Annotated in this window: 15 protein-coding genes and 1 tRNA gene; 11 read left to right on the top strand and 5 right to left on the bottom strand. The window is 28.8% G+C overall.

Features of this window, described 5'->3' with window-relative positions:
• Window positions 1-21: 21 nt before the first annotated feature.
• The 4 genes from C7N71_RS04085 to C7N71_RS04070 are packed head-to-tail and all read left to right on the top strand — an operon-like array spanning window position 22 to window position 3,269.
• Window positions 22-300, top strand: a complete 279-nt coding sequence (locus C7N71_RS04085) for a hypothetical protein (protein ID WP_181399257.1) — start codon at window positions 22-24, stop codon at window positions 298-300.
• Between the two features lie 60 nt (window positions 301-360).
• Window positions 361-1,908 carry a UvrD-helicase domain-containing protein gene (locus tag C7N71_RS04080; RefSeq protein ID WP_318530533.1) on the top strand — a complete coding sequence of 516 codons (1,548 nt, stop codon included), beginning with the start codon at window positions 361-363 and terminating at the stop codon, window positions 1,906-1,908.
• Window positions 1,895-2,584: a DarT ssDNA thymidine ADP-ribosyltransferase family protein gene (locus C7N71_RS04075; protein ID WP_157944351.1), complete on the top strand. Its 690-nt coding sequence runs from the start codon at window positions 1,895-1,897 to the stop codon at window positions 2,582-2,584. The genes C7N71_RS04080 and C7N71_RS04075 overlap by 14 nt, the downstream gene beginning before the upstream one ends.
• Window positions 2,574-3,269 carry a DarT1-associated NADAR antitoxin family protein gene (locus tag C7N71_RS04070; RefSeq protein WP_105987862.1) on the top strand — a complete coding sequence of 232 codons (696 nt, stop codon included), beginning with the start codon at window positions 2,574-2,576 and terminating at the stop codon, window positions 3,267-3,269. The genes C7N71_RS04075 and C7N71_RS04070 overlap by 11 nt, the downstream gene beginning before the upstream one ends.
• A gap of 301 nt (window positions 3,270-3,570) precedes the next feature.
• Here the strand turns inward: C7N71_RS04070 and C7N71_RS04060 are convergent, their stop codons facing one another.
• The 3 genes from C7N71_RS04060 to rlmD all read right to left on the bottom strand — a co-directional run bounded on the left by C7N71_RS04060 (window position 3,571) and on the right by rlmD (window position 5,709).
• Entirely contained in the window at window positions 3,571-3,783 is a 213-nt protein-coding gene (locus C7N71_RS04060; RefSeq protein ID WP_105987860.1) for a hypothetical protein, read from the bottom strand.
• A 58-nt stretch (window positions 3,784-3,841) separates the two neighbouring features.
• On the bottom strand, window positions 3,842-4,240 hold the full coding sequence (locus C7N71_RS04055) for a hypothetical protein (RefSeq protein ID WP_105987859.1): 399 nt from the start codon (window positions 4,238-4,240) through the stop codon (window positions 3,842-3,844).
• Window positions 4,241-4,305: 65 nt separating this feature from the next.
• The gene (gene rlmD, locus C7N71_RS04050; RefSeq protein ID WP_105987858.1) at window positions 4,306-5,709 is read right to left on the bottom strand and encodes a 23S rRNA (uracil(1939)-C(5))-methyltransferase RlmD; all 1,404 of its coding nucleotides are present in this window, start codon (window positions 5,707-5,709) and stop codon (window positions 4,306-4,308) included.
• Between the two features lie 171 nt (window positions 5,710-5,880).
• Between rlmD and C7N71_RS04045 the strand changes: the two genes are divergently transcribed.
• From C7N71_RS04045 to C7N71_RS04030, 4 genes are all read left to right on the top strand, one after another.
• Window positions 5,881-7,593, top strand: a complete 1,713-nt coding sequence (locus C7N71_RS04045) for a hypothetical protein (RefSeq protein ID WP_105987857.1) — start codon at window positions 5,881-5,883, stop codon at window positions 7,591-7,593.
• 112 nt (window positions 7,594-7,705) lie between these two features.
• On the top strand, window positions 7,706-9,349 hold the full coding sequence (locus C7N71_RS04040) for a glycosyltransferase (protein WP_105987856.1): 1,644 nt from the start codon (window positions 7,706-7,708) through the stop codon (window positions 9,347-9,349).
• Window positions 9,342-10,838: a glycosyltransferase gene (locus tag C7N71_RS04035; RefSeq protein ID WP_157944350.1), complete on the top strand. Its 1,497-nt coding sequence runs from the start codon at window positions 9,342-9,344 to the stop codon at window positions 10,836-10,838. Before C7N71_RS04040 ends, C7N71_RS04035 begins: the two co-directional genes overlap by 8 nt.
• Window positions 10,839-11,232: 394 nt before the next feature.
• A tRNA-Pro gene (locus C7N71_RS04030) sits at window positions 11,233-11,306 on the top strand.
• Between the two features lie 131 nt (window positions 11,307-11,437).
• On the opposite strand, the gene C7N71_RS04025 is transcribed toward C7N71_RS04030, so the two are convergent.
• Window positions 11,438-11,572 carry a putative holin-like toxin gene (locus tag C7N71_RS04025; protein ID WP_105987854.1) on the bottom strand — a complete coding sequence of 45 codons (135 nt, stop codon included), beginning with the start codon at window positions 11,570-11,572 and terminating at the stop codon, window positions 11,438-11,440.
• Between the two features lie 540 nt (window positions 11,573-12,112).
• On the bottom strand, window positions 12,113-12,550 hold the full coding sequence (locus C7N71_RS04020; RefSeq protein ID WP_105987853.1) for a GNAT family N-acetyltransferase: 438 nt from the start codon (window positions 12,548-12,550) through the stop codon (window positions 12,113-12,115).
• Between the two features lie 214 nt (window positions 12,551-12,764).
• Here C7N71_RS04020 and C7N71_RS04015 point away from each other — a divergent pair, with 214 nt between their 5' ends.
• The 3 genes from C7N71_RS04015 to C7N71_RS04005 all read left to right on the top strand — a co-directional run bounded on the left by C7N71_RS04015 (window position 12,765) and on the right by C7N71_RS04005 (window position 13,867).
• Complete coding sequence (locus C7N71_RS04015; protein ID WP_105987852.1) at window positions 12,765-13,304, top strand: RNA polymerase sigma factor; 540 nt, start codon at window positions 12,765-12,767, stop codon at window positions 13,302-13,304.
• A gap of 94 nt (window positions 13,305-13,398) precedes the next feature.
• Window positions 13,399-13,602, top strand: a complete 204-nt coding sequence (locus C7N71_RS04010; RefSeq protein ID WP_105987851.1) for a DUF1659 domain-containing protein — start codon at window positions 13,399-13,401, stop codon at window positions 13,600-13,602.
• Window positions 13,603-13,621: 19 nt separating this feature from the next.
• Window positions 13,622-13,867 carry a DUF2922 domain-containing protein gene (locus tag C7N71_RS04005; protein ID WP_105987850.1) on the top strand — a complete coding sequence of 82 codons (246 nt, stop codon included), beginning with the start codon at window positions 13,622-13,624 and terminating at the stop codon, window positions 13,865-13,867.
• The last annotated feature ends 1 nt before the right edge of the window (window position 13,868 follow it).

Genomic DNA, 13,868 nt, shown 5'->3' with positions numbered 1-13,868 from the left:
CAATAAAGAGGTAATAGAATTATGGAAATGACAGAACGTCAATTGATTCAAGAAATTTTAAACACAGTTGATGTAGTTTATGACTTCGAAAATTCTGATGAAGACAACAAAGAATACACTTTGCTAATCACCCGTCAAAAAGAAGATACACGTGAATTAAGTACCATTAATAATGAAATGAAGAAATACTTTAAAGAAGCTGATTTCAGTTATGATGAAACTATGGAACCTAAAGATTCCGGTGCTGAAATTAAAGTTGATATTGCAAGACATCATTTAGTTAATACTACTGATGCTTAATAATTAGAAAATTATGTTCTTTAAAATAATAAAGTATTTTAAGTGTTAATGGCCTGACATATTGTTGTCAGACCATTTATTTTATTAGGAGGTAATAATATTATTTTAAATAAGCTGCAGAAACTAAAAGGAGAACAATGCAAAGTCCTTTATTTACCTGAAAATGAGGATCAAGTTATCTTAGGAGTTGCTGGTAGTGGTAAATCTTTAGAAGCAATATATAGAGCTATATTTTTGTCAATTCGTTATCCAAATGATCCTATAATATTACTGACCGTTAACAGAGAAGTTTCTGATAAAATGAATAAGCTATTTAAAGATTACTGCAAACAGTTAGAAATTGATGATATCAGTAATTTAAAAATAGATACTATATACAACTATACTAAAACAATGATTCAAAATCCTAATTATTTTGATAATAAAGATTCTTTTAGTTTAAAATCTGTTGATCCTAAGACTCAAAATATTTTAATTGGTGAGTCGATTGAAGAAGTTAAAATTAAATATCCAGATAGTAATTTGTGGAATCGCAATTATAATTTCTTCCTAGCGGAAATAAATTGGATAGAAGCCAATTTAATTACCAATAAAGAATCGTATGGATTTGTTAATAGAGTTGGACGTAAACAATCACCAATGATAAAAAATCATAAACCTAAACGAAAAAATGAATTACGTGATGTTATGTATGAGGTTTTTGAACACTATATAAAAAAAATACATAAAAAGAATAAGATTTTTGATTTTGGAACAATTTATTGGCAGTATTCCAAAATCAATATACCTAATAATGAAAAGCCTAAATTTATAATTTTAGATGAAGTTCAAGATGTATCCAAAGCAATGTTTTATGTTTTAAACCATTTTATTAGTGATAATGGTCATTGGACAGTATTAGGAGACTTATCACAAAACATTTTTGGCCAAAACTTTTCTTGGAAAGATATGGGGCTAAAAATTAGAAAAAAGTTTAGTTTAAAAATCAATTATAGAAATAATAAACAAATAGGTTCTTTAGCTAAATCTGTTTTATCCACACATTATTTCGATAAAACATCTAAAGATTTTGTTAAGCCACATTTATATAATAATCCTGATGGTGAAATTCCTATAAGAATGAAAAATACTGATTATAATATATACCTTTTATCGAAGGCGATATTAAGAAATATAAATAATTATAATAATAGTATTGCAATTATCACTATGAATTCTAAGGACATAATAGAAATTAAAGCAAAGCTATTAAAATATATTAGTCTTGATTATCTTAATAATATTTCATTATTAACTATAAATAAAGTCAAGGGTATGGAATATGATAAAGTGATAATTTATTGTATTGACTCCATTTCATATAATTTTAATCAAGAAAACAGGAAAGAAATTGTAAATGAAGAAGATAGAACCGTTAATGTAGATAATTTAGATTCATTTCAAAATGAATCAATATCAGAACATTTGAATGTTGCTAGAAGATTATATGTATCTTTAACCAGGGCAAGAAAATCTTTAGTTTTGGTTTATAAAAATAATCCTATGCAGTTTGTTTTTCCCAATGAAAAATTAATAAATGATTTTGGAGGCAAAAATGATTCACACTAATGAACAACTTACATTAAAATATCAAGATGTAATAAAAAAAAGAAATATTACTCAGTTGTGTCATTTTACTAAATCAGCTAATTTACCTGGTATTTTATCCTACAATGATGGTATTTTAAGTACTGATAAAATAAATAATGTTGATAATGAAATACCACAAGACAAAAACAGATTTGATAATGATACTTCACATGTTTGCACTTCAGTACAAAATATTAACAAATATTACTTTAAAAATAGAGTTAATAAGTCTTCTTATGATTTATTACAACAATGGGCAGTATTATTAATTGATCCTAAAATTATAGATTATACAACTGATTTTTGTCCTGTTAATGCTGCAACTAAAATGGGTAAATATATCATTGGCAGAGGTAAAAATGAGAAAAAAAGATATTATGCTTTTGATTGCTTGTTTGATCAAATTATTTACAGTAGTAAAGGTAAGAAACTCTATAGAAATTTATCTATTCCTAAAAATAACCCTACTGATGTACAAGCTGAAATACTAATAAGTAATAATATTCCAAGAAAAGATATTATAGGAATTGCTTTTCCTAAAAAAAATATTGATATGGAAATCCAAAGATTAAAATTATGGTTAGATGATGTTATTATTAATAATTTAAAAATAACTACATTTGAAGAACAAGGATGGAATTATAATGGCGAATAGACCTGTTTTTTATGTTAATAAAAAAAATAAAATAGAGACCATATATTGTAATTTTAGATGGTTTCCGGGATTTTCTTATATTCAAAAAAATAAATCGATTAATAGTCTTAGTAGTGCTTTTAGAAATAAAAAAAATATAGATTCATTAGAAGTATCATCATCATCATCAAGTGAAACAGGAATTAATGCCAGTGCATTTAATTTAGTATTAGATACAAAGCAGGGATTTTATACTGTGGAGCAATTATTTCAGGCCGGAAAAGATTTTTATAGAAATGGAGAACAGAGTTATATATTAAATAATAATTCTATTGATGATATTTATAATAAAAGATTAAAAAATAAACTTTCCAAAAATGCTAAATATTCTGTTAAAATTCTAAATAATAATGATTATATTATTGGTTTTAAACTATTTAATAAAAAATTTCCTAATTACCCGAGAGATTTTTATTACAATTGGATTTACTGCTGTGCTTTAAATCAAAATGTTAATAATCAAATTGAATTATCAAAACAAATAGTAAAATATGATGCATTTACCGATATTAATTTTAACCCTCAAAAATCTATTAATTGTCAGGCTAAAGCTTGTGCTATATTTACTTCTTTATATAGAAGTAATTTTTTATTTAAGGCACTTCAAAATCCTAAAAGTTTTTTAAAATTAGTTTATGATATTTAAATGTTTATGAATCATCAAACAAATTTTAATTTGTCATTACCCGCTAATAAGTTATGACTACTACCTAACTCATATTGAAGTAATGATAAACCTATTTTTTTATAGTATTTTTTCCAATATTTAATTTGTTTATTGGATCCAAATCTTAAAGGGCTTAATTTAAAAATATGATAATCTTTAAAAATTTCATTAATTAATTTATAATAATAAAGACCTTTGTTAGATTGTAGAAAAGAATTATTATAGGGAAAACTCAATCATTGCTTCAGCAATTTTTTTAATTAAATTAAGATCAATTTGTTTATTCATAATTCAAAATATCAATGGGAACTTTTTGTTCGCTAATAAATTCATCTAATGATTGTTTAACACAACCATTTTTGGGATTTGCGTGAATAAAATTATCATCTATAAATATCCTAACATGTGTATAGTTATTATATAGACTAGTACTACCAGCAATCGTTTTTTTCAAATTGATTGTTGCAAGCCCTAACAAATAATAAGTCACCATTTTGCAAAATGAAAACTCCTCACAAAAAAGCCACACAGTAATCTGTGTGGCTTATAATTTATTTTTTAAGATAACCAGCTTTATTCAACAAGTTAGCTGAACGTTTGTCCGCTGGTTTATAACCATTTTTTAGTAAATGGACAATATACATACGATTGTAAATTAATCCCCAAATAATACTACCAATGATGTAAGCGTAGGTAAAAGTAGAACTAGGGTCAACACCTAATCCTAGGCGTAAGAACATATTAACTGCCATCCAAAGAATTGCATCAACCCCTAGGATACATAAAAAGTTATATGTGTCAGATCTAAGAATTGATGGTAACCAATGGAATAATAAGGCAGAAATTGAAAAACCAATTTTACCAATCCTTACATTTTGGGAGTTACCTTTTTTTAAAACGATAACGTTAGAAGGTAGGGGAATCATTCCGTTGCCAAATGGATTTTGCATAATATACCTACTTTCTTTTTTAGTAATAGAACTACACTAACACTAATCTAGTTAAAATTCTAATTTTACTTCTTAGTAAATTTAACGACTGCTTCACAGCGAGGTGTTTGTGGCATCATATCGATTGGTTGAATAAAATCAATATTATATTTTCTGGTTAATGGGACCAAATCTGCGGCCATGGTAGATGGATTACATGATACATAAACAAACTTATCAGGGGCACTCTTTAAAATAGCCTTGATTAATTTATCATCAAGTCCAGTACGGGGTGGATCAACGATGATTGCATCTGGTTTAAAACCTTCTGCTAACCATTCAGGGAGTAAGTCTTCAGCTTTACCTACTTCGTAGTGTGCATTACGAATTTTGTTGATAATAGCGTTATTATTAGCATCATCAACCGCCTCTGGAATGGTATCCATCCCACGAACTTCTTTGGCATGCTTAGCTAAAGGCAACCCAATAGTCCCAATTCCTGAATAGGCATCGACAATGTTTTCATTGCCAGTTAAGCCTAACGCAGAGATTGCGACTTCATATAAACGAGGCATCATAATAGAATTTAATTGTAAGAAAGCACGAGCTGATAATTCAAAATTCAAGCCCTTAATTTTTTCAATAATATAATCTTTACCAGCTAAATTGATGGTTTTATCACCCCAAATTAATGAAGTGTCCCCAGGGTTGATATTTTGCATAACAGAAGTGACTTGAGGCAATTCTTCTTTAATTTTCTTTAGCATAAAGCCTTTTTTAACAAACTTAGGGGTGTTAGTCACAAAGACCACTTGGACGTCATCAGTATTTAATGCAGCTCTGACCACGACAGTTTTAATAATGCCTGAACTATTTTCTTCATTAAAAACTGGAATCCCTAGTTCTTGGATAAATGCCACAATTTTACGCATGACAATCATCGTTTCAGGATATTGAACAGCACAGGTTTCTAAATCCACCACATCATGGGTACCAGCTTTAAATAGACCAGCGACAACTTTACCATCCTTTTCACGAACTGGGAATTGAGCCTTATTACGATATTCATATGGATCTTCCATTCCCATTGTTGAATGCACTTTATAGCCCTTGTAACCAATCGGTTGGAATTTTTCCAAGGCTTGGTGAATTAAATCTCGTTTAAATCTTAGTTGAGCAGGATATGATAGATTTTCTAATTCAAAACCACCGACATTTCCAGCATAACTATCACGTGGTTCCACACGATCAGGAGATTCTTTATTCCACTTAACTGCTTTGGCTTTTAAATAGTTAGGGTAAACTTCGGTGACTTCAGCGACAACTTTTTCGCCAGGAAAAGCATCCGTCACAAAAACTAATTTGTGTTGGTAAAAACCGATTCCTTCACCATTAATCCCCATTCTTTTAATGGTCATTTTAAATTGCTTACCGATTTCGACAGTAACATCGTCAAATTTATGACGATTATTTCGCTTATTATATTTCATAAAATTTTCCTTTTCTAAATCCGTTATTAACGTCCACCTAGATTATATCATGGTAGAAAAATAAAAGACAAAATGCAAGAAATTTCTTAGCTTAAAACTTGCTATTTTTATTGTAAGAGTTTTAAATTAACAATATGGAATAATATATTCATTTTACATAGGGGGATATGTATGAAGAAGTTAACAAAAATCGCTTTGACTGCGGTGGCGGCACTATCTTTAGTCGGAGTTAGTACACCAATCATGAGTGCCCACGCTGATTCTAATTTTTTTGTTCATAATTGGGATGAACCTAAAAATCCGATTCCACAAACTGATCAAGGCAATGCCATGCAAAATTATAATGATAATGATTTGCAGGTAATGCGTAATAAATTACCTAAGTTCAAACCACGTTGGGGTCATTATAAGCATGTAAGAAATACTAACGAATTTCATACTTATAATGATTCAGCAAATGGGAATAGCTTAATTACTAAGTGGTATTTACCAACTGGTTTTAACGTTTCACCAGAAGAACATGGGAACTATCAAGGAATTGTGATGGCTAATAATAGCATTTACTTGCTTGAATCCATGGGAACTGGTGCCAATCAAGGAGCTATTATTCGTTTTAAATTAGATGCACTAGAAAAAATGGGGATGATGGATAACGGTAACCAAAACTTACTATTGAATATCTTTAGCTACTTTAATCCATATACCGATCAAGGTCGTCAAAATAATCAGCAATTTGTGGATTATATCAATGCGACTGCTGACTCTCGTGCAGATATGAAGAAGAGTACCAGTCAGCTACAAAAAGCGCAAACTGAAGTGAAAAATGGTAAAGATTTAATTAATAAATCTGCTGAAAATTATCGTAAGGTTTCTCGTGCTTATAAACATAAATATGCTAAAGAAATTAAAAAATACTTTAATGTAGATAAAGATAAAAATAATGACCGTGTTAGAAATAATCGTAAACAAGATATGAAGAAGCAAAATCATAAAATTTCTAACAATCCTAAAGATTATTTAGCTAAGTCCATTAACTTTAAGCAGTTAAGTAAGGCTGAACAAAGAAAAGTACGTAAATTAATTAGTGCTCGAGTTGCAGTTAAAAAGACTTTCCATGAATACAAGTTGTTACGTGACAAGGTTTACAAACAAATTGATCAATCCAAAGCTAAAATTGCTACTTTGCAACAAAAAATTAGTAGTGATCAAGATCAAATCAACAAAGCACAAAATGGTAACCAGTTATTAGGTCAATATGAAGCCGTAACTGATTCAGTAGAAGCTAGTCCATTAATTAATATTGGTCATGGTCAAACTATGTCATACAATCCAGCTAATAATCACTTATATTTAGCTCAAGATGACAAGATGGGTGACTTTTCTAATGATGACAAGAATCAAATTACTGAATTAGATGCTGATACCTTGCAACCAGTGCATCAATATAGTTTTAAATTAATGCACAATGGTCAAAACTTAGGGTTACACACATTGGCATTTGATAAGCAAGGTCGTGCCTATATTGGTGTCCACAGTGGTCCTAATGGTGTTAAAAAGGCATATAGTTTATATATTGGTTTATTGAATAATGATAAAGTTAGTTTCAGACCAGCTAAACAGGTCATTCATTGGGCTGGTAGTTGGAATCAAAACTTAACTTATAATCCAGTAACTGATCGTATCTATATGGTATCTAATGATATGGTGACTTCAGTCCCAGTTGATAAATTGAATGCTGGAACTTTAAAGAGTAAAGATGTTCATTACAACGCCTTTAATTCGGGTCGTGAATGGGAAGGCCTTACTTTTGATGGTGAAGGGCACGCCTATGCATTGTTGTTATGGCGTGGAGAAATTTTACGTAGTGACTACGTATTAGAATAAAGTTTTAAAAAGCATTTAAAATCTTTTTTGATTTTAAATGCTTTTTAAAATTAATTTTGATTAATTTTAAAATAAATGTATCCTATATAATGAATAATTAATTTTAAGGAGTATGACTATGATTTTTTTCCTAAATGCCAATTTTAGTTTTCAAAATTCTGGTATTGAACATGCCCAGGTAAAAAGAGCTATGTTATTTAAGAAATTTAATAAAGATTATAAATTCATTTTTCATGATTGGAACCCATTACTACATCATTATTTATCTAATTCTGGTATCGAAGATATTAATATTTTAAATATGTTTGATTATTTTCAAAAATCGATATCTGTAAAAGACAATATTATATCTTACAAAGATATTRATTTTGGTATTTCGAATGTTAATTATGAAATAAATATTTTTAATACTAATAATATAAATGTTACTTCCAATAATAAAATAATTGGAAAAATTAATCTTTTTAAGGATAAAGATGAACATGGAAATAGTGGCAGGGTAAAATCAGTTGAATTGTTTGATGACTTTGGAAATTTATATCGTGTTAATTACTATGATTACAGAGGCTTCTTGTCAATGTCACAATTGTATACTCCAGATAATAATATTAGCACTGAAATATGGTATGACATAAATGGGGTACCTGTTGTGGAAGATTTTTTTAAATATAATAATAATAATGATCTGTTAAAAAGTGGATGGAGAATAATTGATTCTAATAAACAATTCCATTTCTATGAAAGTATGACGGACATGATAAGGGGATTTTTAAATATTATTAATTTAGAATATTTTTCAATTGACAAACCAAATATTTATATAATGGACAGGTCAGATAAATATGAAGAAGTTTTGCCTGAATTATGTTCACCTTTATACTCTGTATTTCATTTACATAATTCACAGTCGGGGAATGCTCAGAAACCAATGACATCTATTATGAACAATAATTATGAATATTCTATAACTAATACTAATAGTTATGATGCAGTTGTAACAGCTACTGAAAAACAAAAAAATGATTTTTTTAATAGATTTAGACCTGAAGTTCCAATATTTACTATACCTGTTGGTATTATTAAAAATGATCATTTTAATAACAAAGAAATACCCATGGATAAAAGAAAAGAAAATAGTATTGTTGTAACTGCCAGAATTTCTCCTGAAAAGCAAATTGATCAAATCGTTATGGCAGTTATAAAGGCTAATAAGTTTCTTGATAATATATCATTAGATGTTTATGGATATGTTAATGATAAAGAGTATATGAATAAAATCAATAAAATAGTAAAAGATAATGATGCTGGTAATATTATTAAATTTCATGGATATTCTAAAGATGTAAAATCTATTCATAAGAATTCACAAATATATGCCATTGCTTCATCTATGGAAGGATTTAATTTGTCCTTAATGGAAGCACAATCAGAGGGTGATGTCGGTATAACATATGATACTAATTATGGTCCTAATGAGTTAATACAAAATAAAATTAATGGATTTGTTGTTAAATATGGTGATTATAATGCATTAGCTGAATCGATTGTAAAATTATTTAAAGACCATGACCTATTACAAAAGATGTCAAGTGAATCATACAATTTGTCTAAAAGATATTCAGAAGATAATGTATGGAAAAAATGGAAAACACTAATCGATGATGCATACATGAAATGGCCATTAAAACTAAAATCGTATAATCATAATTTGAATAATGGATTGCAAGATATGGAACATGGGGGTAATGATGATTAAAAAGTTTTTGTTTACTAATGAGAATATCTTCACTTTTAATTCTGGAACTGAGATATCCGCTATTAATAGACTGAAAATGTTCAGAAAAAACGATGTACTTTCAAAAATAGTTACTAAAAATTTTGACACTTCTTTTATCCGCAATATTTTAAAATATGGTCTCAATAAAGAAGAAGTTATAAATATGTATGATTATTTTCAAGGATTTACTAATATTGAAAAAAAACATGAATATTTAAGATATTCTAATATCATTGATAAAAATGTTTATAAGATTGTGGGAATAAATAATGATATTTCTAATATAGAAAGAAATGGTAATTTAGTAGCTAAAGTTCATATTTTTCCAGAAACCTTTGGTGAAATCGGGGAAGTGGAGTATTATGATAAATTTATGGATGTTTATAGTAAAGATATTTATGATTATAGAGGATATAAGACAAAGACTCAGTATTTTAATCCAAACGGAGAATTAGGACACGAATATTTGTTAGACATAAATGGTAAACCGGTTATTCAAATTACACATATGTTAGCTGATGGACACTTAAAAGTTACTATGATTGAGTTACTAGATTATAAAGGAAGTAATTACAGATTTAAATCCGAAGATGAACTTTTTACTTTCTTTCTTAATGAAATTTCAGACGAAAATACCATTATTATAAATGATCGTCCTTCATTAATTGAATCAGTTGCTAAGACTAATGAAAAGGTTAGTAAATATCAATTCCTTCATAGCAATCATTTAAACAATATTACCAATAATATATATGATAACCTTGTTCCACTATTTGATGATTATTTAAAACTATTTTCTGGTATAATTGTCTCTACTTTAGATCAAAAAAATGACTTAAATAAGCTACAAAATAATATAAAAATTTATGTTATTAGTGATTTTTGTATTATGTCAAAATACAATTCTGAAGATTACGATTTAAATAATAATATTGCATATATAGGTAGAATATTTAAGGATAAAAATGTCGATGATATTATATATGTATTATCCTATATAAAGGAATACTTAAAGGATGTTCATTTATATATTGTTGGATATTTTGAATCTAATGAATACAAAAATCACTTATTTAATTTAATTAAACAACTTAAATTAGATAACAATATAACTTTTACAGGTTACAAATTTGATTCTTCAAAAAAAGAAGTAATTAATAATTCAAAAGTTATTATTCAAACTTCCTTAAATGAAAGCTTGGGAATATCACTTGTGGAAGGACTATCTTTTGGTAAACCAGAAGTAGCATATGATATTAAATATGGACCTAATAAAATTATAAAAAATAGAAAAAATGGTTATTTAATTAAACCAAATGATAAGAAAAAAATGGCAAAGAAAATCTATAAAATATTAAATGATAATAAAATATTTTATAGATTTAGCAAACAATCTTTAATCATTTCTGAAGATTTTGATGAGAATCATGTTTTTGGTCAGTGGAAAAAATTATTCAATGATTTATAATTCTTGAATTCAAAAGATACTGTTAAATAATTTTTTATGACTTAAACCAATTAATTTGTATAAATGATTTTTCTAGTATATTAATTTCCAATATTTATTTGGTGATTGATGTGCTAGTTTTTATTTTACATTATCTATTCATTATCTATTCATTGTTGCGGATTTTTATTGAGTTACATTAGATTTTTAAGCTTTTGTCCAATACCATATTAATTTTTAACAATATTACCCACATATTTTGGTATGCATATATTCAATGACTACCTTTAACTTAACTTTAGTCATATTCACAATTATAGTTATTTTTAAAAAATTAGGTTTTAGGTTCATATTTATATAGATATTTTTTTACTATGCATAAAATGTGTTATAGTGAAAATTGTAATAAAATATACGGGAAATAGCTCAGCTTGGTAGAGCACTTGGTTCGGGACTAAGAGGTCGTAGGTTCAATTCCTATTTTCCCGATTTATGTATAATTGATTGTGTACATAAAGATTCATGTTATAATATAGTTACAAATAAAAAGATGTCCTGCTTGAACAGAACTTCCCAGTAGAGCCGTTAAAGACGGTGGCTACTAACAATTATATGATTATCTAAATAACCGCTAGCTGACCAGAGCTAAGGCGGTTATTTTTTGATTGTTTAACAATCTCAACAATTAATGCAATGAGTGCAACGATAAACGTGCCAAACATTAGCATTAATTGTAAAGCGTCTGCAACAGACACTTTGGCAACTCCTTTATTTAGGATGTTTAAATGCAATAGTTATAAAACCATACGCACCACTTCCTTTGGAGTAGCCACCGCCATAACTTCTCTACTTGATTAAGTATACTGAAATTAAGACGAAAAAAATGTCTAATGACTGGTAAAGAAATAAATGCATGCTATAATATAGTTATAAATAAAAAGAATTCCTGCTTGAACAGGACTTCTCAGTAGAGCCGTTGAAGATGGTGGCTACTAACAGCTAAATAAGAATGTAAATAACCGCTAGCTTGTCAGAGCTAAGGCGGTTATTTTTTTGATTGTTTAACAATCCCAACAGCATCTAATGTAATAATTTGCATTACATTATAAATAAGTTTATTGTTAGTCGAACATGCTTATAAGAGCATGGATTCCGCACATAATTTATTTGTGTTCCGACTAAATACAATCAAATCAATTAACAAAGAGTAAGCAGGCAGCAAACTGCTTGCTTTTTGTTTTAAATAAATATTTACAAAATAAAATTGCTACTCCAACCATGGGGTAGCAATTTTTTTATTGATTTAAAATCATTTTAATGTGTGGGGTTTGATGGAAAGTGTAAACACCGCCAACGGGATGAAAACCAAACTTCTCATAAAAAGCTACCTTATCTTCTTGGGCATCAATTTCAATCGTTGGATTGTTATCAAAGTGTTGATCAATCACGTCTAAAATCTTTTGTACTAATTGTTTGCCGAGTCCCTTGCCACGTGCTTCTTTAGTAGTTAACACACGGCCAAAACTGGTGTGATCATGACCATAAAAGATGCGCGCATATGCTAATAAAGTCCCATCTTCTTCGGCCCAGATATGTAAGGACTTTTTATCCAACTTGTCGACTTCTTGGTAGGGACGATTTTGTTCCACTACAAAGGTACTAGTGCGGGCATTGTAGATTTCCCACAATTCATCACGAGTTAATTCTTTAAAAGTTTTAATATGCCATTGCATTCATAAAACCTCCTTATATATTTTATCACCTTAATTTTACTATTTTGTGGCAAAAAACAAAGAAAATACCCCCTTATTTGACGAAAAATGACCAAAATGCAAAATCTGCGGTAATTATGACAAAATCTGCGGTAGTGAAACCAGCAAAATTGCTTGTTATCTTTATATTTGTTCGAAGGCCTTTGAACCAATACAATTCGAAAGAGTGGTTCAAATGAACGATTACAGCAGTTTTAGATCAGGCTTTGATTACCTAATGCAAGGTGATCATAAAGTCGTAATATTTGGGGTATTAAAACGATTAAATATCCAAAGAAATACAGCTCAATACGATGACTTAATGCAAGAAGGCTTCATTGCTTTTGCACAAAAGTATAATAAATACAATGGACCAGATGATGATAAGCAACGCTTAGCATACCTTTATCAAGGCGTGTACTGGCACTTATTAGACCAATTACGTAAGGCAAGTCGTAATACGCAAAAAATTGAATTTATGCCAGCAGATAATCAAGATAGTTGGGAAAATCAATTAATTGACAATTATTCTTTTGAAAGTGAACTCTCCAATAATGAACTATTAAACCAGTTACTGAAGATTAGTAGTGATACAGAACGAAAATTAATCTACTATCGTTACTACGAGGGCATTGATAATATGCGTGAGATTTCGCGCCGGACTAATATCTCCACTAAAACCCTAAATAAATGGCGTAACAGCCTGCGTAAAAAAATAAAGATCATAAAAAATTAAAAAAGGGGTATCACTTTGGCATCGAGTTTCGTTACTAGTAGATGTAAGGGTTGGCGCCAACGACTTACTAATAAAATGAAATGAGGAACAAAGTATGAATAAAGTTTGGGATAAATCAAAGGTAGTTTATAACATGGTGACAAAGGAAGATGACAAAGCGGTAGCTCGTACATTCGCCAACGTCATCGAAGATGTATCAGATGCACAAATTACCGAATTTGGTTCAATTTTAAAAACTTTGACTTCTGATAATTTAGAAAAAACTGAATTAATTGCACAAACAAGATACTACGCTTAATTAAATGGAGGAAATGTAAATGAAAAAATTAGAATTAGTATTCAAGAGTGAAGATCAAAAGGTAAAAACACTACGTCTGAATTATGTTAGCAGTAAGTTGGATAATGAAGCATTGTTAAGTGCAATGAATCGTATCGGCGCATTAAAGATGTTTAGAGTTAATGGAATGAATCAATATCAAGTGCCAGTCGCAGCACGTTATGTGGATACCAATACTGAAACCATTTTCGATACGCGTAACGAAGACAAACAAACAGCAAAATAAA

The organism is Apilactobacillus timberlakei, from assembly GCF_002993965.1.
GTDB classification, from domain to species: Bacteria; Bacillota; Bacilli; order Lactobacillales; family Lactobacillaceae; genus Apilactobacillus; species Apilactobacillus timberlakei.
The sequence above is the reverse complement of the archived record's forward strand: the minus strand, read 5'-3'. Positions and strand labels throughout refer to the sequence as shown.